Annotated in this window: 16 protein-coding genes; 6 read left to right on the plus strand and 10 right to left on the minus strand. The window is 38.9% G+C overall.

The features are described from left to right. Positions 1–480: 480 nt before the first annotated feature. The 8 genes from EDD73_RS10940 to EDD73_RS10975 all read right to left on the minus strand — a co-directional run bounded on the left by EDD73_RS10940 (position 481) and on the right by EDD73_RS10975 (position 10,195). On the minus strand, positions 481–2,667 hold the full coding sequence (locus tag EDD73_RS10940; RefSeq protein WP_131919838.1) for a DEAD/DEAH box helicase: 2,187 nt from the start codon (positions 2,665–2,667) through the stop codon (positions 481–483). A 14-nt stretch (positions 2,668–2,681) separates the two neighbouring features. After that, positions 2,682–4,271: a site-specific DNA-methyltransferase gene (locus EDD73_RS10945; RefSeq protein WP_131919839.1), complete on the minus strand. Its 1,590-nt coding sequence runs from the start codon at positions 4,269–4,271 to the stop codon at positions 2,682–2,684. 284 nt (positions 4,272–4,555) lie between these two features. Further along, positions 4,556–5,299, minus strand: coding sequence for a tyrosine-type recombinase/integrase (locus tag EDD73_RS10950; RefSeq protein ID WP_243116897.1), 744 nt, complete (start codon positions 5,297–5,299; stop codon positions 4,556–4,558). 484 nt (positions 5,300–5,783) lie between these two features. Then, entirely contained in the window at positions 5,784–6,218 is a 435-nt protein-coding gene (locus EDD73_RS10955) for a phBC6A51 family helix-turn-helix protein (RefSeq protein WP_131919843.1), read from the minus strand. A 646-nt stretch (positions 6,219–6,864) separates the two neighbouring features. Beyond that, a complete protein-coding gene (locus tag EDD73_RS10960) occupies positions 6,865–7,824 on the minus strand; it encodes a hypothetical protein (RefSeq protein ID WP_131919845.1) in 960 nt (319 codons plus the stop codon). Positions 7,825–7,835: 11 nt separating this feature from the next. Beyond that, positions 7,836–8,723: a DUF1848 family protein gene (locus EDD73_RS10965; RefSeq protein WP_131919847.1), complete on the minus strand. Its 888-nt coding sequence runs from the start codon at positions 8,721–8,723 to the stop codon at positions 7,836–7,838. A gap of 235 nt (positions 8,724–8,958) precedes the next feature. Continuing rightward, positions 8,959–9,162 (minus strand): hypothetical protein, encoded by a 204-nt coding sequence (locus EDD73_RS10970; RefSeq protein ID WP_131919848.1) that lies wholly within the window; start codon positions 9,160–9,162, stop codon positions 8,959–8,961. A 553-nt stretch (positions 9,163–9,715) separates the two neighbouring features. Next, positions 9,716–10,195 (minus strand): hypothetical protein, encoded by a 480-nt coding sequence (locus EDD73_RS10975; RefSeq protein ID WP_131919850.1) that lies wholly within the window; start codon positions 10,193–10,195, stop codon positions 9,716–9,718. 634 nt (positions 10,196–10,829) lie between these two features. Between EDD73_RS10975 and EDD73_RS10980 the strand changes: the two genes are divergently transcribed. The 6 genes from EDD73_RS10980 to EDD73_RS11000 all read left to right on the plus strand — a co-directional run bounded on the left by EDD73_RS10980 (position 10,830) and on the right by EDD73_RS11000 (position 16,785). Then, complete coding sequence (locus EDD73_RS10980) at positions 10,830–11,702, plus strand: hypothetical protein (RefSeq protein WP_131919852.1); 873 nt, start codon at positions 10,830–10,832, stop codon at positions 11,700–11,702. A gap of 46 nt (positions 11,703–11,748) precedes the next feature. After that, the gene (locus tag EDD73_RS10985) at positions 11,749–12,309 is read left to right on the plus strand and encodes a hypothetical protein (RefSeq protein WP_131919854.1); all 561 of its coding nucleotides are present in this window, start codon (positions 11,749–11,751) and stop codon (positions 12,307–12,309) included. 1,092 nt (positions 12,310–13,401) lie between these two features. Continuing rightward, positions 13,402–13,530 (plus strand): hypothetical protein, encoded by a 129-nt coding sequence (locus EDD73_RS15475; protein WP_264672929.1) that lies wholly within the window; start codon positions 13,402–13,404, stop codon positions 13,528–13,530. A 79-nt stretch (positions 13,531–13,609) separates the two neighbouring features. Then, positions 13,610–13,942 (plus strand): PadR family transcriptional regulator, encoded by a 333-nt coding sequence (locus EDD73_RS10990; RefSeq protein WP_131919856.1) that lies wholly within the window; start codon positions 13,610–13,612, stop codon positions 13,940–13,942. A 2-nt stretch (positions 13,943–13,944) separates the two neighbouring features. After that, positions 13,945–15,141 (plus strand): FtsW/RodA/SpoVE family cell cycle protein, encoded by a 1,197-nt coding sequence (locus tag EDD73_RS10995; protein WP_131919858.1) that lies wholly within the window; start codon positions 13,945–13,947, stop codon positions 15,139–15,141. Positions 15,142–15,618: 477 nt separating this feature from the next. Further along, a complete protein-coding gene (locus tag EDD73_RS11000) occupies positions 15,619–16,785 on the plus strand; it encodes a diguanylate cyclase (RefSeq protein WP_165876470.1) in 1,167 nt (388 codons plus the stop codon). A 573-nt stretch (positions 16,786–17,358) separates the two neighbouring features. On the opposite strand, the gene EDD73_RS11005 is transcribed toward EDD73_RS11000, so the two are convergent. Both EDD73_RS11005 and EDD73_RS11010 read right to left on the minus strand, forming a co-directional pair. Continuing rightward, positions 17,359–17,715 (minus strand): hypothetical protein, encoded by a 357-nt coding sequence (locus tag EDD73_RS11005; RefSeq protein ID WP_207668872.1) that lies wholly within the window; start codon positions 17,713–17,715, stop codon positions 17,359–17,361. Beyond that, entirely contained in the window at positions 17,715–18,011 is a 297-nt protein-coding gene (locus EDD73_RS11010; protein ID WP_243116893.1) for a sigma factor-like helix-turn-helix DNA-binding protein, read from the minus strand. The genes EDD73_RS11005 and EDD73_RS11010 overlap by 1 nt, the downstream gene beginning before the upstream one ends. Positions 18,012–18,022: the final 11 nt, after the last annotated feature.

Raw genomic sequence — 18,022 nt, forward strand, 5'->3', positions numbered from 1 at the left:
GGGGCTGTTGCCATCGTTGATCCGGTAGGGATTAGATTCTGTTCGTTGCTTGGGTTCCGTTCGTCGGAAAAGTATTCATAGCAGAAATAAAGTGCGTCTGACTCCGCCCGGTCTATACGCCTTAGCTTTACGAGTTCCCGCAGGTCTTCTGCGAATGCTGCCCGCTGGTAATCGGTTAGGCCGCGATTTGCTTCCAACCGTTCATATAACTGCACCTTTTCTTCCAGCAATTTTATCCGATGTTGCCGTAGGGGTTTATTAAGAGTATTCAAGTTTGCACAATCTCCCACCAATTAATTATTTTTAATTTATTCGTATATTTTAGTAAAATAACAGAATTTAACAAAAAGGAAGGGCACTTGTTTATGACAAGTGCCCCCGCATCTATTCATTTGATAATACAGATAGAGAGTGTCCGGTCTATAAATTAGTTTATCTTTCGGAGGAAATAACAAGCTTAAACTTATTTATAATAGCTGATTATGGATAGATTTTAATGTTATTTTTTAACTTCGGCAAGCTGTTTGTCTCAGTTATTAACTTAATAACACTTGTATGAATATTAGGATCCTGGCTTGATGTTATTTCTCCAGTTACCTTCCTATAATAGTAACCTCTTTCTTTAGATACCATTCCCACTTTTATGCCCGTAGGTAGTCCTAATAGCTTACTTTTCAATGAATCATTTAACAAGTGCTTTCCTTTTACTTCCAACGCAAGTAACCAACCGTTAGGTAGCCAAACAAGGAAGTCGGGATAAAAGTGTCTACTTCCATCTTCAGAGGGAGAAGGTAAAGGTATTGAAAAAGAAGACATTCTTACCTGATTTCTAACCCACGGGAAACCTGTAGATTCTATAGCATTGGCCGCTTCAATTTCATCATTATTTAGAGCGGAGTACCACTCGTGTAATGCATTATTAAAAAAAACTTTATTTACTGGTCTTAATTCTATATCTCCTACTATTGGAATAGGAAACTTAAATTTTTCTATCTCTATATCTACACAATTATCATAAATCGGAATTAATCTATTTACTGCACGCTCATGTGCCTCTTTTTCAGCACGACTCCCTCTTGAGAAACTCTGCTTCCATTCCTTCTCACTAAGCCATTCAGTGTCTATTTGTGGCCATATTTGTGGGTTTCTTTCATCTAAAGCTTCTCTGACAGCATCCATAAGAGTAATCCTTATACTCTGTCCAAACTGCTGTTCCTCAATTGGCCCTATTAAACATCCATCACCAGTTGCTACTTTTTGAACTACTGCTTTTCCTTCACTGCTACACCACTCTTTAGGCATGCCTCCAGGAATAGGAATTTCTTTTGTTGCATTTTTAATATCGTTTAATCTTTTCTCTATCGTTAACCTTAAAGAAGGTAGCCTTTTATATTCTTTCGCAGGAACTTTAATAGGTTCTTCTTTCGGTTTAACAACCTTTATATTGACAACGCCTTCCCTTTCTAGATAAGTTTGAACATCGGAAATTATTTTTTCATAATTACCATTAAGGCAGTTCAAAACAAAGAATGCTGTGTTTAATATTTCATTATCAAAATGGTTCCCCATTGGTTGCCTTAATACCCGTCCAATTATTTGAGTTATTCTATTAGTTGAATTCGTATCTTGATCTATATAGGCAAGGTATACCTCCGGATCGTCCCAACCTTCCTGCAAACGTTTATTAAAAATAATATGCTTATAATGTTTTCCTTCCATATCCTCAAGTGTTTCAGCATACAGTACCCCTCTCGGTAGTATAGCTGTTTTGCTTTTTTTTGTAGCTAATACTATGGTAGAGGGACTAACCCCTAATCGTATAAGGGCGTCCATTATCTGATACGGACGTTCTTTTGAATCCTCCACTACATATATGATTTTTGGGTTAATATTTGAATTCACCAAGCGTTCTTCAAGATGTTTTAGTTTTTCTAAAGCGATTTCTATTCTAGTTTCCCAGTTGTGTCTGTAATCTCCTATTTCAAGGGTCGTCTTTAATAGTCCATGATCTACTATTCTTTTAGCTGGAATATGTATAGGTTCTATTGGCCACGGCTTCAGTTGATCTGGAAGTGGACTTGCTGAAGCAATCAAATATGCAGAAGGATTTAACTCGCCAAGTCGATCTAATTGTGCTACAGATGCATTATGGCCTTCATCATAGACTATGATCAATGGTCTCCTTCTCATATTTTTTAGAAGAACCCAAAAACTATCCCCGCCATCTTGTGTAGCTTTTGTTAATTTTAATGATTCTTTATCGCCTCTATTCCATAAACCAGTCGTAGCTACAATAATATCTAATCCTTCATTCTTTTCTATAATATCTGTTTTTATATCATCTGATAAATTTGAGGCTTCATAAACATCCGCATGGGACAACAATGTATTATATTTTCCTAGTAAGTTTATAAATGTTTGTTTAACCACAAAAGATAAGGGTGTTGTCCATAGAACAATCGCTCCTGGTTCAACAGGAAGACTTCCAAGAAATTTAGCCATAATAGGCGTTTTTCCGCCCCCGGTGATTACCTTTAATTGCAAAACACACGTTTTTTCATCCTTAGTAGGATGGCCCCCCTGTACTCTCCAAAAAGGATTATATTGTCTTAAACCATTATACAAATGTCGTACAGCTTCTTCCTGAAAGTCTTTTAACGTAAACATTGGATCCTCCTAAATTAATACTTAAGCCGTTGTAGAATTTTGTCCGGTATCTTTTGAAATTCAAATGATATTCCATCGGGGGCTACTGTTGTGCTTTTCGCATATATTCGTACTGTTCCTTGACACTCCGATTTGTAAGCCTCTTCGTATATAAAATCTAAATCCTTACTAGTCATTCCTGAATTTTTCCCATTCCAAACTAATGCAATACCTCTTCCGTTTCTAGCTTTACCAAATAGGTATTTATTGGTAGGAAGCTCTTTAACACCCTCTAAATCGTCCGTATCTAATATTAGTTCAATGATTTCTTCACGTTGCATTTGTAGAATTGCTTCTGCATCAACCTTAGAAGTTATTCTTTTAAACGTAAATCCTCCTGGTATAGGACTTACTTTTCCTTTAGCCCATTCACCAGTAATTACACGTTTTATTCTTTCTGCTGTTAGTGTTAAGCAGAAATTATCTTTGCCGTTTCCATTTTCCACTAAGATAAATCTTCTATTTCCACCATCTTCACTATTTAATTGTAATGTTGCTTGCCCAGTTGTTCCGCTACCAGCAAATACGTCCATAACAATACCGTCATCAATACCTGCAATCTGTATTAGATACTTTATTAGTTCTACCGGTTTAGGAGTATCAAAAACCTTACTTCCCATGATTTCTTTTAGAGCTTTAGTTCCATCAGCATTAGTACCGAATTCAGTTAAAATACTTCTATAAGGAATATATCTCTTGTCGTTAGTCCTTATTTTTTCGTAAGCAACGTATGTAGAATTATCCCTTTTTACGAATTCTACATCCCCATTATTAACAGCTTTCAGTAGATTATCTTTTTTCCACCGCCACCGACCTTCAGTGCCATCATTTCTAATAGGCCAAACATCTACGCCATCAGGACCTGGTATAGGAAACCACATCGTTTTTCGGTCTTCTCGCCTCGAACCTGCACCCCATTTATTTAACTCCCTACCACGCCTGTAGGGACCTTTTTCGTCACTCAAATTTAATTCATATTCTTCCATTTCCCTTTTCTTAAAGTTACACTTATCAATTTTTCGAGCATAACACAAAATATATTCGTGTTCAGTGACAATATTTGATTCTCCACTTCCACCCCCTTTTTTTGAATGATAAACCATAATTCCAATTTTATTTTGAGGACCAAAAACTTCATCCATTAGTAGTCCAAGTCTATAGATCTCCCTATCATCTATAGAGACAAAAATAACCCCGTCCTGAGTAAGAAATCTTCTAAGCATTTTTAATCTGGGATACATAAATTTTATCCATTTTGTATGACGTCCTCCGTCATCTTCTCCTACCCATTCTCCTGGACCTTCATCGTTCCAATCATCCTTGTATCTAAAATCTTTATTCCCGGTATTATAAGGTGGATCAATGTAAATTAATTGGACTTTTCCTTTATATTTTGGCAATAAAGAAACCATAACATGTAGATTGTCACCTTCAACAATAAGATTATCTTTATACTCGACTGATCCAAATGAATCTCCTCTCGTTAACTTTCTAGGAGTAATTAGTACCCTTTGTCCTGATTCTTTTCCATCCCAAATTAACGAGATTCCAACTTTATTAGACATAGATATAATCACCTTTCTAAAAAAAACAAATAATATTAATTTATTACTAGCCAAATTATTTCCTGTAAAAATGTTTGATATATCGTTCTACACATGAAAGCAAAATCCTTCTAGTGATTTATAAAATTTTAAAAATTTTTCTCTTATTTCCTGGTTTTTACTTGTTCAGGGATTTAACTGCCACAAATGTATCACCTCATAATTTTATTATTCCCCAGTATATTACACCTCTCTGTATAATTTTGTATAGAGCTCTTAATCGCCAACAAATGTTTTTAGACAAATCAAGTCCATTCTAGTTCATTCACCGCAGTCGCCAGATCGTCAGGGCCAGGCTGGGTATAAATAATCGTCGTTGCTATACAAGGATCGCCGTTCGCCTTTTGGTGCCCCATCAGCCGGGCCACCACGTCCAACGGAATCTTCCGGCTTGCCAGTTCATGCCCGAAGGTATGCCGCAGGCTATGGCAAGTAAGATGATCAATCCCTGTCATATCTTTGTACTTGTTGATAATCACCTGGGCTGCTCTTGTGGTCATTTGGGGCGATCTATTCGTAAAGAAAAGGTAGTCATCGGCCTGCCGTGGGAATTCCGCTAGGTACGTCACCAGCACCTTCCGCACATCGTTATTTAACGGAATCTCCCGGTACTTGCCCCCCTTACCGTTGCGAACGATCAAGAGTCCTTTACGATCAGACAGGCTTATATCAGACATTCGCACGTTCACCGCTTCATTCACCCGCAGCCCCGTATGTAAGAAAACTGTTATCAACGCCAGATCCCGCAGGTTGCCCTGTTGTCGAACGGTACGCACCAGCATGTTCTGTTCATTGCGGGACAGCCACTTTATGTTCTGGGCCGGTGTCGGCACGTTCTCCACGTCAGCGGCAGGGTTGTCCGGTATATCGCCGCGTTTGACGTAGAATTCAAAGATCACCCGTAGCTGAGTTATGGTCAGGGCCACAGTACGGGGTTTGTAATGATTTCCAGCCCACCTTTTGAAACGTGATACGTCCGATTGAAGCACTAACCCCAACCCTCGGGGTGCCCCCTGGGGGTGTGGTGGGGGTGCGGCTTTCCATGATTCCGTCGCGTCCCGTTCACGGTCGAACCATTTACTGAACCGCTGCCATGTTGCTTTGTACTGTTGGATCGTTAATGGACTTTTCCCCCGCTGTTCCAAGTCTGCTATGAATTGTTCAATCATAAAACGCCATCTACCCTTCCACGTTATCAATATGTGATCAAATATTCCGGAGATAACGGGGCCAATTTATTAGGGTTCCGGTCTTTATTATACCATATTTGATCGCATATTCTAAAGAAGAACGAATAAGCACTTAAGCCTTCGGTCCAGTGATAACTTGCAACGGCAGGGCCAGCAGCAAGTCCGTGATTATCCATACCAAGGCTGTAACAGGCCGGGCCAATCACGATAAGGACTGGGGAATGTATAAGTCACCAAGAAAAAAAAATAAGGGCAGCCGCCCGAAAAGGGGAAGCTGCCGTGATTATTCACCCAGGGCCTTTTTCAGTTCTTCGATTTCCGCTGCCAGGGCTTCATCCGATCTGTTATCCTCAACGGTTGCCGTGATCTCCTTCACGTCTGTTAGCTTGCCCCGGTTCTTCAGCAGCAGTTCAAGGGCTTTCAGTTGGGTCTTTTCGTTATCGGCTCGTACTAGGCCACGTAGCCGCACGTAGGCTTCAGTAATGAAATCCTCCATCAAGAGGTCGGCAAGGTAATTTTGATAGGCCAGGAATTCCGGGTCTTGCTTCCAGCGGTAAATTGTCCGTTCACTTACCCCAACCTGTTCCGCGATCTCAGCGATGGTCAGCCTGCCGTCCAGTTCATTGCCCACAAAAAGTTCCGCTGCCTTCGCCTGCTCGGGGGCCACAGCGAATGCAGCACGTCCATTTCTGCCACTCTTAACCTTTCTCTCTGCCATGTTCTGATCACCTCCCGTTCGGAATTCTGATTTTTTCCTTCTATAAAACAGGCACAAAAAAAGGGCCGCGATATGCAGCCCGTGTTTATGTCATATGCCGGTAAAAATCCTGCCCTATACGTTAAGCCTACGGTAAGTCCTTGATTGCCCACAGCAGCCACAGAAAGCCATCCTTAAGACCGTCCAGTATGGTCAGCCTACGGTTCAACAATAAAGCCCCCTGCCCTCTTACTCACTTATAGTATAGACCTAGAAGTATTCTTTACAAGTCGGGGACGGGCTGCTTACAGTATATATACAGTAATAGATCAGTTATTACAGTTATACAATACATATCTTTATATATAAAATATGAACGGGGTGTTATACAGAATGAACGGGGTGTTTCACTTGGTATAACAGATTATCATTTTTGGATGTAAAGAATGTTCTTAATGCTATACCTTGAGTATCAACCTTAGAATATCCCCATAAAAAACTTTGGCCAACCGTCGATTTCCTTCCTTGTCCGATTTTTTCGTTAATGTATATTTCATTAACCGGGGCAAATCATTCAGGACTATACTAATTTTTTTATATAAATCCGGACTGTTTAATATAACATAAATAAAACACTATTAGTTTTTGGATTTTATTCTTGTTTGATTTACGAATTGTGATGAAATATGGCCCTTCCGTATTTAGATGTAAAGTATTTAGATGTATAAATATCATCATAATTTTTTTGTTTCATCTTACATACTTCAGAATACAATTCAGATTCGGGTAGAATAGAATCTATGAATTCCCAATTATTTTTTTCTTGAATTATAATTACTTGGTAGTATTCTTCTCTTAAATTATTTGATATTGACTCATGGCTAGCAATTACTTTTTTAGCAGATTCACAGTTTCTTGTTTTGTAATCTTTACAGAAATCACAGTATCCCCAAGAACCATCATCGCATTTCCACCTATTTAATAAAGGAACCAATACGTTACTATAAAATATTAATTTTGGAGGATTTTCGAAGTCTATTATTGCTTTATTAATTTCACTAATTGCATCAGGATATTCCTCACATATGGTAATAATTTTCGGTTTAACGCTAAAAAATTTTTCAATACCCCCGTATTTGGAAGATATGTATTCTAAGTAATTTTTTATTAACTTAGATGCCTGACTTAAACAGTCGTTATTTTTATCTACAAGTAAAAATCTAAATTCTATTGGTACTTTATAAGGCCAGGCTATATTGAGATCCGTTAGCACGAAGCCAGATATAACTTGAAAATAATAGTCCAACGCGGCCAAAGAAGCCGTACCCGGACCACACCCAATATCTAGTATAGTAATTGTTCTAAAACCTCTACTTAATAAATCTTCGCCCTTTAATGAAATATCGTGCAACGTATGCTGTATTTTTAAAAAGTGTCTAGGAAAGTATTTCTTGAAGAAACCTTTAACATCATTTATATCATTAATTGCTACATTATAAGTAAGTTGAGTATCATCATATGTTTCAATCTCTGAACGATACACATGCCTCATTTCAGGAGAAAGCTTCCATGCACCATTGTGGATTAGCCATCCTTCAACCTTTTCTAAAACTCTTTTATTAATCATTTATATCACCTTTAATCTATATATTGTGAATTTGCATAACAATAGTCACAACCGGTATAGCACTTTTTTGGGGGCCATCCACCTATATCAATTGAATGCGTACACCCACAAAGAGCTCTTTTCTTGGGTTGTTGTAATGATGTAACTTCCTTATCTGGATGTAGTTGGCTTAGTAACTCACCGTCAATACACCTTGTCACTGGAAAGCCTTGTACACAACATGCTGATATAAGAATGTTATATTTATCTTCCAACTTTTTTAGCCATACTTTAGTTTTTTCACGTTCATCATTAGAAGGTGGGTAGATAGTACATCCTAAGTCTTTAAACCTTTTATCTACTTTTCTATGCATTCCATTCTCTAGAAAACTAAAACTGAAGTGCTTTATTCCATATCCTGAAGCTTTTTCTACGATATTTTCAAACAGAAAAAGACTATTAAATATTTTTTGGTTAAAATCAATGATTCTTACTATAGGATCTATCCTCAATCTAATTCTTTGCGGGTTTTCTACTAATTGTATTAGACTTGGTATAGCATCTAAAGAATCAATATACGGAGGGCTATTGGGTTCAAGAACTAGTGGTTTTCCATCTTTCTTTGTTCCTAGTATCATTTCACCTAATCCGGTAATAGTTAACTGAATATACAATGGTATATTTCGTTTTTTTAGTTTCTCTAAGTATTCTAACAACGGGTTAGCTAACAATGCTCTAGGATGCTTGGTCCATAGAACTAAAGTATGAATATTCATACCTTTGACGTATCTTTTCTCAACTTCATCTATTAAATCTTTTGGATAATATTTAGGCATATCGGTCATTCTTGAAGCACTTAATATGATTTTGTTAGCTTCTTTTTTATTAGCGTCAATGGGCTTTCCGTCAAATATCGACATGGCCCCCCCCCCAATCCTCAGTCGTAGTAAAACACGAGTATTTTATGCTACTAAATATATAGTGTGCTATTGAGGGTATATAATTTCCAAATCTACCTTAAACGACAAATATATATACAATATTAATTGTTTTTACAGCGTAGACCCATTTTATACCAACCCATTGCCTTTATACTTAGTCTCTGTCGATGCTTAATAAGTAGAACACGTCGTTATCTTTTAGATCATCTAATGTTTAATACTTTTGGTCCAACTCTTCAGCCACTTCACGCTTCCACAGAGTTCTTAAGATAAGGTATTGTGCCTGGTCACCGTTCTGTTTGGCCTTGTTCATTTCGATTTCTAGACGCTCTCTCTTCGAAAGGGCATCTCCTTTATCACTACAGCCGGGCAACATCAGAATACTGAGAAGTAAAAACGAGACCAATTTTAAATTCATAAAAAAACCTCCGATTCAAGAAGTATCCAATAACATATTCTTGGAAGGAGGTGTTTTTCCTCTTCTCAAATTTAAACATAAGCCAAAGGGTTGACCCAGTAGCAGCCTTCTATTAATTGTCAGCTTTACTGACCTCCCCATATAAACCCATGCAAACTGGGTTTCCGTACGGATATACGGAGATCCGTAGTAGATCAGTAATTACGGTTTACAGTGTCTTAATACCGGGCGTATGAGGGTATTAATTTTTTCGGATAAATTGGGTATGCATTTTCGTGAAGGTACCGTGGTTAGCGATAGCGGCAATGGTTACACCTCTCCCCCGCTATTTGCAACACAGTTATCACCTAATAATCGGCAGAATGGTACGTGAGGGCACACGATGGTCGACGTTTGATGCTGTGTTTGCCGTGGGGGTGTTGGTTATTGAAAAAGAAATCAAACAATAAAGGCCAGGATGAACGTCCTGGCTTTTTAGCGTTGAATATCAAATCTTTGTGAAGTGCGGACTACCGGAATTTTTGAAATCAAAATTAATAGCTATTTCTAATAATCAAAAATTATTTTCGATTCCTATCTGATTCTTAATCTGGGTCAATTCTTCAATTATATTATCAATACCAGCCATTTCTACTTTTATTAAAAATTCTCGCCGTTCTTTAGCCTGTGACTCATCTTCAAAAAGAAGGACGTAATTATGCCAAAATGCTTCTTTTTTTTCATATTGCACGAATAACAAACTACCTTCCCTACCAAAAGCCTCTTTTATCTTGTTTAAGATTAAAAAGGAGCAACCTGTTTTTATGTAATCACCCTCTGTACTAGTTGAAACTGTATCGATGGTAATAGCCGTAGTTAAAGCATCATAATAATCTCCTGTGCCCTTAAGTATTGATACCATGACTTCGTTTATGTACGTATAGTCGTTATAACCCGAACATAAAGCAAAGTTGAATTCATTCATATTATTTACCATTTGAATAATCCACTTCGAGAAATTTTCAACATCGCCTCTTTCAATTATTTCAGACATCGAATTACCTCCTTGATTTATTGTCTTGTTGCGTAAAATTAAGACTACTTTAATCCCCAAATAAACCCATTAGAAAGAAAGTTCATTAGGCCAAAGGTTTCTTTTCCCGATAGCTTATACCTCCCTTTTCAATGACGATATACCTATTATGGATAATAATGTTCTGTAGTAATTGTTAAAATCCTGCCTTTTACAGCAAATTTCGTGTAACCAATCGCGAACTTTTGTTCAATATTCGAGGGAACATCGTAGCCCTCTCCCACGCAATTATCGCCCAATCTTAGCCAGTTGGCACGTGTGGTCACAGGATGGCACAGGTTCAATGCCGTGGGGTTACTGGGGTAAACAGTTTAGGGCGAGATTTCAGTAGGCGTTACGAGGCACGTGTGGGGCGGTTTTCGACGGAGGGGGCGGAGATTGTGTGGGACTGTGATATATAGCAAAGAAAACAGCGTGGTCATTGTAGTTATGCTATGTTTTCCATTAAAACCAAGAAGCATATTGATTAATCTTTCATCGAAGGTTATTCTTATTATCAGGATTTAAATTATGGAAAGGTGTGATGGTTTTGGATTTATTGACAACCCTTTTAAGCCATGTATTCTTTAAATAATTGAGAACCGGAGGGATATATGTGAATAACAATATATCAACCAACAAGAAATTGCTGATGTATTTTTTTATATCAATACTTTTGACATTTGGCCCTGTCGCTTGCTCAACACAAAGTGAGCCAATTACCTTAACTCCCGAGGAAGAAAAATATCAAAAAAGCTTAGTACTAATCCGCAATCACGATTATGAATCCGCTAGAAATATTTTACACGAAATAGGTGGCTATTATAAAGATAGCAGAAAGTTAATTTTATTTACAAACGCAAACATTTTTGTCCAGAAGATGTATAACTCCGAATTAAGCGAAACCGACAGAATTAATTCTAACGAATTAGCTTTGTCAGTTCTATCAGAAATAAAAGATGGCGATTTAAAAGAATTCCAGAAGGACATCGATGAATTGAGAAAAAAGGTAAATTATGAATCAGTATATATCAAAGCAAAAGGATATTTTGAAAAAAAACAATATGACGCAGCTGTAGATTATTTTAATAAAATTCCTGGCTACAAAGATAGCAATAGAATGTACAAGTTATCTCAGGTCTTTAAGCTCATTAAAGACGAAAAAATATACAGCCATGTCGATAGAAATAATTTTAAATCTGAACTAGCTAAAATAAATATTACCTCTGATGAATACGGCGAATATGCAGCTGAGATCTCCACTTCTATCGATGAAATATTAAAAAAAGAAGAATGGCCACAACTTCAAAAGGCAAAAAGTGGTGTAAGAATTGGCATGACAAAAGCGGAAGTTTTAGAATCAAGTTGGGGAAAGCCACAGCATGTAAATAAGACTACAACATCGTATGGGACAAGTGAACAGTGGGTATATGGAATTAATAGTTACTTGTATTTTGAAGATGGTATTCTCACTGCAATACAAAACTAGTTTTCTCAATCTTTTATCAGCAACATAAAAAGGGGTTATTATATTCATGGAAATTATGCCTCAGATAATAATCAATAATTCCACGTCATCGTTAACAATGAATATCATTAACTCTCTAGGTGTTATTATTGCATTAATTGGTGCCTGGATTTCCGTGAAAAAGTATTTTCACGAGAAAAACAAAGAGGTATACGAAAAAAGATTAAACGATGTTTATTCACCTTTATTCGGATACTTGGTTAAACAAGAAAAGTTCAGAGAACTATACGTTCCAAATTTCAATCGCAAAGGATTCCCTATTCTTACCTCTAATAAAACAGAACTATTAGATCGCAAGAAATTTATTGAATCATTAAATAAGACCAACTTCGGCTTAGCAAGGCCAAATCTAATAATACTTATAAATATATATGAATTGTTGGTTAATTTAGAAGAAACACTAGAAGAGAACAGTCCTGAATGGGAAAAGGCATCGGCGGAAAAAGTTAAAGTCGAAAATGAATTATACGAAGAAATTCTAGACGGATATATAGAAACTACCAAAAGACTCAAATTAGATGATAATATCTTAGCATTATACAAACTCAAGTTTGAAAATCATCAATAAAATATTATTTTTCACCAGTTGACTTCCCTGCCCCACCAAAAGCGATACTCACCCCGCGACCACCACTGGCCGACTCCAAGGGACAGCGGGACTAGGACAACCGCAATCGAGCGAGACAATACAAAAGCCTCCAAGGTTAAAACCTTGAAGGCCTGTTCCGGAAAAAATCGTTGTTCCGACTCTACCCTGTTTTGGTAGCATGAAGTTGATTAAAGAAGCGAAAAATTGCTACAGCACTGTAGCAGTTACTGTAGCAATCTGCCGGGTTTTCTGTAGCAATTTCTATAGCATTCTCAGTCAGAGCAGATCGTCCGAACACCCCAAACCTTATAACACCGGGCTTTCCGACGATCTAGACATCAAGTATCAGGCCATGTATTCCTCCCCACCCTTGGTTCGGGACCAAGAGGCCGCAGGTTCAAGTCCTGTCGCCCCGACCATAATCATATCGGGCTTTTACAGTGTGAACGTAGGGGTTATGGTGTTAGTGACGCCTAATGTGACTCCTATGAAGTTTCAAAACAGATGAATATCGAGTAAACACGAAGGCCAGGATGAACGTCCTGGTCTTTTTGCGTGTTTGTTAAAATTTTTTAACAATGCTGTCCTGCGCGGGGTTAACGTGGGTCGCGGAGATTCCCGGTCGCACAGTAGTAGCGGTGCTTCCCTGTCGCGGGGCACGGTGGCTACGGTGGCCGCAGTGGTAGCGGGGGTTCCTCGTCGAGGAAACACGGTGGGCTAACGATCGGCAACGCTGCTCCCCCATCGCGGAGACACAGTGGGTAGCGGGGGCGGCGGGGGGTTGCGGTGGTTCCCGGTTGTGGAGGCGTGGGCATAGTGGGTTAATGATGGCGGCAGTAGTAGCTGTGGTTCCCTGTCGTGGGGCACAGTAGTCAGCAGTGGTTACGCCTCTCCCCCGCTATTTGCAGCGCAGTTATCGCCTAACATTCACCAGATGGCACGTGAAAGCACACGATGGGCGACGTTTGATGCTGTGGTTATCGTGGGGGAAACGGTCTACGTTGCGATTTGACTGGCGTTAACGGGGCACGTGTAGGGCGGTTTTCGACGATTGCCGGAAGCGTTATGACCGTGGGCACAGTTGTTACGGTGGTTAGCGGGGGCGGCGGTGGTTACGGTGGTTCCCGGTTGTGGAGGCACGGTGGCAGCGATGGCCGCAGTGGTTACGCTGCTTCCCCGTTACGGAGGCACGGTGGCTAACGATGGTGGCTTGACTAATCATTTATGTATAGCTATACTATGCATAGGTAAACTATGTATACAAGGAGGGAGATTATAAGTGAGGATAAATAAAGAATTGTTAAAAGGTAGTACCGTTATCTTAGTCTTAAGCTTGCTTGAATGTGAATCTTTGTATGGGTATCAAATGATAAAAAAAATTGAAAATAAATCGAACGGAGTTTTTCAATTCAAAGAAGGAACTCTATACCCTATTTTACATTCCTTAGAAGCCGAAGGCATGATAGTGTCTTACTGGTGGGGGAATGAAGGTACTAGACAAAGGAAATATTATCGAATTACCGATAAAGGAAAGCGATTATTAATAGAAAAACTACAGGAATGGGAAACATTTAGGTCAACCGTTGATAGGGTCTTAACGGGGGAGGTGTAGACATGGGCACAGTAAGAGATGTTAAAATAGACGAGTACATAGAAAAGGTATGTTCACAAATTAAATTCCGTGAAGTTCACCAAGAAATAAAATTAGAATTAAAGGGCCATCTTGAAGAATTGATTGAGGAACTTTTATCTGATGGTTTATCAGAGGAGCAAGCCGTCGACAAGGCAATTCTCCAAATGGGGAGTTTTCAGAGTTTAGGAAAAAAATTAAATGAAATCCATAAGCCTAAGCCGGAATGGTCTATTTTATCATTAAGCTTAATTTTTTTAATCATTAGCATATTTTCTATGTATTTAATTGAGCGACAAGGAATACTTCCTGTTACTTCGATCTTTACCAGAAGTTTAATATTTATGGTCATTGGGATGTTAATGGTTACTGGTTTTTATTTATTTGATTATAGAAAACTTGAACCTTATTCAAGACATATTTATTGGGGCATTAGTTCCATTTTATTTTTAACAATTATTTTTGGCTCACAGGTAAACGGCAAATCTTACTTTAGCATAGCTGGCATTTCTATCGACGTAGTAGAAATCAGCCCAATGTTGTTTGCTGTTGCTTTGGCAGGTATATTTAAAAATTGGAATTGGAGTGAAAAAGTTAGTGCGTTACAAGGTCTGGCATTATGTATAATACCAGTAGCTTTAATCATATCATCAGGTTCTTTTTCTTCGTCAATGATAATGTTTGTTGCTTGTATCACGCTAATGATTGTAACTGGGGCAGGGGTTTTGAACTATCTTTCAATATTTGGATTTTATTCTCTGACTATCCTAGCCTTTGTGATCATGTACAAAATACAGGGATTCTCTGTATTCGTGTTTTCAATAGGTACATCACAAGGTGCAGGAATTCATACAGATTTTGTTTTCACTTACATATTGCATACTTTTGGATGGGTAGTTTCTATAGTTTTAATTGCATTGATTATCATATTTCATGTTCGACTTTTAAAAGTTATAGGTGTAGCCAAAAACAATTATGCTAAATTGATGATCAATGGATTTATAAGTATTTTTGCTGTCCAATATATGTGGAATATATTAATGAACCTTGGATTTGTTCCGATCACTGGGATCGGATTGCCATTTATAAGTTATGGTGGGTCACAACTATTATTAAATGCGATGTCACTTGGGCTAATATCAAGTATTTATAGACGTAGAAATATTTCATCTACAATATGACTAAATCGATTTCCTTTGAAGGTGAATCCTCCTTGGGCAAAACCGATAAAGAGTAATCACCTGATTTTCACACCGCCTCGCTTGAGGCGGTTTTTCATTTAATGACTGCGGTTATCGCCCAATCTTAGCCAGTTGGCACGTGTGGCCACAGGATGGCGCAGGTTCGATGCTGTGGCGCTGCTAGGGGAAACAGTTTAGGGCGAGATTTCAGCAGCGTTAACGGGCAACGTGTGGGGCGGTTTTCGGCGGAGGGGCGGAGATTACGCTAATAAAGCAACAACAGCCCTCCGTTGCCGAAGGACTGTCGCTGCCGGTCATTAATTGAGTTAGCCATAATTATTAATAGATATCACTTGGAATTAAAGGAGTTTATCATTCATTGACGAATAATTTTTGTAAAAAATAAACCTAAAAAAGAGTTGACCAATGAATATATTTTCACAATCAAACACTAAGTGCACTAGAGGAGTGAGAGAAATGATCCCTCAAGATAATTTTCCTATTAAACTATTAAAACAAAAATACCTATTAGCACTAATAATAATTATAAGCACGATATGTATTAGTTTTGCTATAAAATCATATCAAATAAACATGAGCAGTCATTATGCACTTTTGATTAACATGAGCGGAAAACAAAGAATGTTGTCTCAGAAAGTTGCTATATTAGCACAAGAATTGGGGTACAGTAATTCTGATAAGAAGGATTCAATAAAGGCCGATTTAAAAGAAACAATCGCGCTAATGAACTCTAATCATGCTTTCTTAACTCAATACACAATTAGTATTCCGTATAATTTGGAGCAAAATCTACTCTCATTTTACGAGACAACAAACAATTTAATTGATACCCCAAATACTGAGATTGATATTAAAAATCCACAAATTAATCAAATTCTTTTGCTAACCAAAGGAGAACTTATACAAGCACTAAATCTAAAAGTTAGTGATTTTCAAAAAGAGAGTGAATCAAAGACCAAGGAGTTAGAAATAGCCGAAATAATCTTGCTTTTAGCAACTTTATTAGTTCTTGGTTCAGAACACTATGTTATTTTTCGTCCATTACAAAAAACACTACATCAAACGCATCGCGAATTAGAATATGCTAACCAAGAGTTGATATTGTTGTCTTCACTTGATGGTTTAACAGGTGTTACAAATCGTAGATATCTGGATAATTATCTCGATAAAGCTATTAGTACAGCTACACAAACTAATACACATTTGTCGGCCATCATGGTAGATATCGATTATTTCAAGGCATATAATGATACATACGGTCATCTTGAGGGAGATAATTGTCTAAAGAAAATTGCTACAATCCTCAAGCAGAATATTCGCAATGAATCTGAGGTTGTAGCAAGATACGGAGGTGAAGAATTTACGATAATTCTACCAAAAACAAACATTCATCATGCCGCTATTATTGCAGAGAGAATAAGAAAAGAAATCGAAGATTCAAAAATTGAGCATAAAGGCTCCCTAATTTCAAATCATGTAACAATTAGTTTAGGGGTTGCCGAATTAGTTCCAAATAGACAACCTGAGTTAGGATTAGCGTTAGCTGACCAAGCTCTGTACAAGGCAAAACAAGGCGGTAGAAACCAAGTATATTGCTGGCCTCCTGAATTACTTGAACAATGATAATTTAGACTGGAAGAGAACCGCTGCGACTCTCTGCATCAAGTATGGCATCGTAAAAGGAGCCAACGCGATATTGCTGCCCAATAAGAACATCAGCCGCGCGGAAACCGCTGCGTTGGTTGTGCGTATGCTGGAAAAAACCGATAAAGAGTAATCACCTGAATTTCACGCCGCCTCGATTGAGGCGGTTTTTCATTTGGTAGCCGCTATTATCGCAACATCATTGACTTCCCCGCCCCACAGAGCGATACTCTCACTGCGGCCACCACTGGCCGACGCCAAGGGACAGCGTATTTGAACCCCGCTGCCCCATCAACTTCATAGCGTCAACCATCGGAGGGCGGCTTGTTACCTAACCTTCCGTAACAACAGCATAGCGACCACAGCGATATTCCTTAACCTCGGGTTCTTTAATGGCTGAGTTTCAACAACAGAATAATAATCATTAACTTCGTGTAATTATGGTGTTATGACAACCAAATAAAATTACTCGAAGAAGCAGTCAGACCTCCGTTGCCTAACGAAGCTCCCAACGATGCAGTTATCAAAGAGCGATGAGCCACAGTGCCTCAGTCACGCCGACTCACAGTAATACCGCTTCTTCCGCATCCGATCCTTACTGCAAGTAGCCATCACGCCCACATGTTCCGACGACATCTCGCGACGGCACCTCAGCTTCCACTGCCCTTCGTTCAACGCTGGGTACTCAGTACGGCTCACTTTATCCGGCTGATTCACCGAGTCTCGCAGTAAATAATTCGCCAATCGCTCCAACTGTTGCCCATCGGGCACTTCGCCAACCTGCGCCACATACGCCTCAATCAGATCGTCAACGGCTTTCACACGCCAAGGAACCGGCATATCCTGCGATACCAACTGTGTGACCGCTTTGCGAAATGAATCTTTGTAATCATGGGAATCTGCGGACATCACGCCACCTCCTTATGTTCACTCACCTCGGCAATCCGCTGGATTGCAGTCCGTACATGATCACTCACGGCTTGCTGCGAAATGTTCAGCCAGTGCGCTGCGTCCCTCTGCGTAAAATCACGAAGGAACACGAGGTATAACGCCTGCCGCTGCCGCTTGGTCAACTGGGCTTCGCGGATGGACTGCGCTAAGTCCAGCAGCAATACGCTGGCGTCGTAATCGCCACGGGTGTAGCGTGATTCCCTAACGTGATGCAGATGGATCAGCATGGCGTAGATGCCGTAATCTTTGTCCAATGGGTACGCGT

This window comes from Heliophilum fasciatum (assembly GCF_004341395.1).
Classification (GTDB): Bacteria; Bacillota; Desulfitobacteriia; order Heliobacteriales; family Heliobacteriaceae; genus Heliophilum; species Heliophilum fasciatum.

Bases quoted from the DNA above. Each gene is read 5' to 3' on its own strand.
- EDD73_RS10940 (WP_131919838.1), bottom strand. From the start codon at position 2,667: ATGTTTACGTTAAAAGACTTTCAGGAAGAAGCTGTACGACATTTGTAT.
- EDD73_RS10945 (WP_131919839.1), bottom strand. From the start codon at position 4,271: ATGTCTAATAAAGTTGGAATCTCGTTAATTTGGGATGGAAAAGAATCA.
- EDD73_RS10955 (WP_131919843.1), bottom strand. From the start codon at position 6,218: ATGGCAGAGAGAAAGGTTAAGAGTGGCAGAAATGGACGTGCTGCATTC.
- EDD73_RS10960 (WP_131919845.1), bottom strand. From the start codon at position 7,824: ATGATTAATAAAAGAGTTTTAGAAAAGGTTGAAGGATGGCTAATCCAC.
- EDD73_RS10965 (WP_131919847.1), bottom strand. From the start codon at position 8,723: ATGTCGATATTTGACGGAAAGCCCATTGACGCTAATAAAAAAGAAGCT.
- EDD73_RS10970 (WP_131919848.1), bottom strand. From the start codon at position 9,162: ATGAATTTAAAATTGGTCTCGTTTTTACTTCTCAGTATTCTGATGTTG.
- EDD73_RS10975 (WP_131919850.1), bottom strand. From the start codon at position 10,195: ATGTCTGAAATAATTGAAAGAGGCGATGTTGAAAATTTCTCGAAGTGG.
- EDD73_RS10985 (WP_131919854.1), top strand. From the start codon at position 11,749: ATGGAAATTATGCCTCAGATAATAATCAATAATTCCACGTCATCGTTA.
- EDD73_RS10995 (WP_131919858.1), top strand. From the start codon at position 13,945: ATGGGCACAGTAAGAGATGTTAAAATAGACGAGTACATAGAAAAGGTA.
- EDD73_RS11000 (WP_165876470.1), top strand. From the start codon at position 15,619: ATGATCCCTCAAGATAATTTTCCTATTAAACTATTAAAACAAAAATAC.
- EDD73_RS11005 (WP_207668872.1), bottom strand. From the start codon at position 17,715: ATGTCCGCAGATTCCCATGATTACAAAGATTCATTTCGCAAAGCGGTC.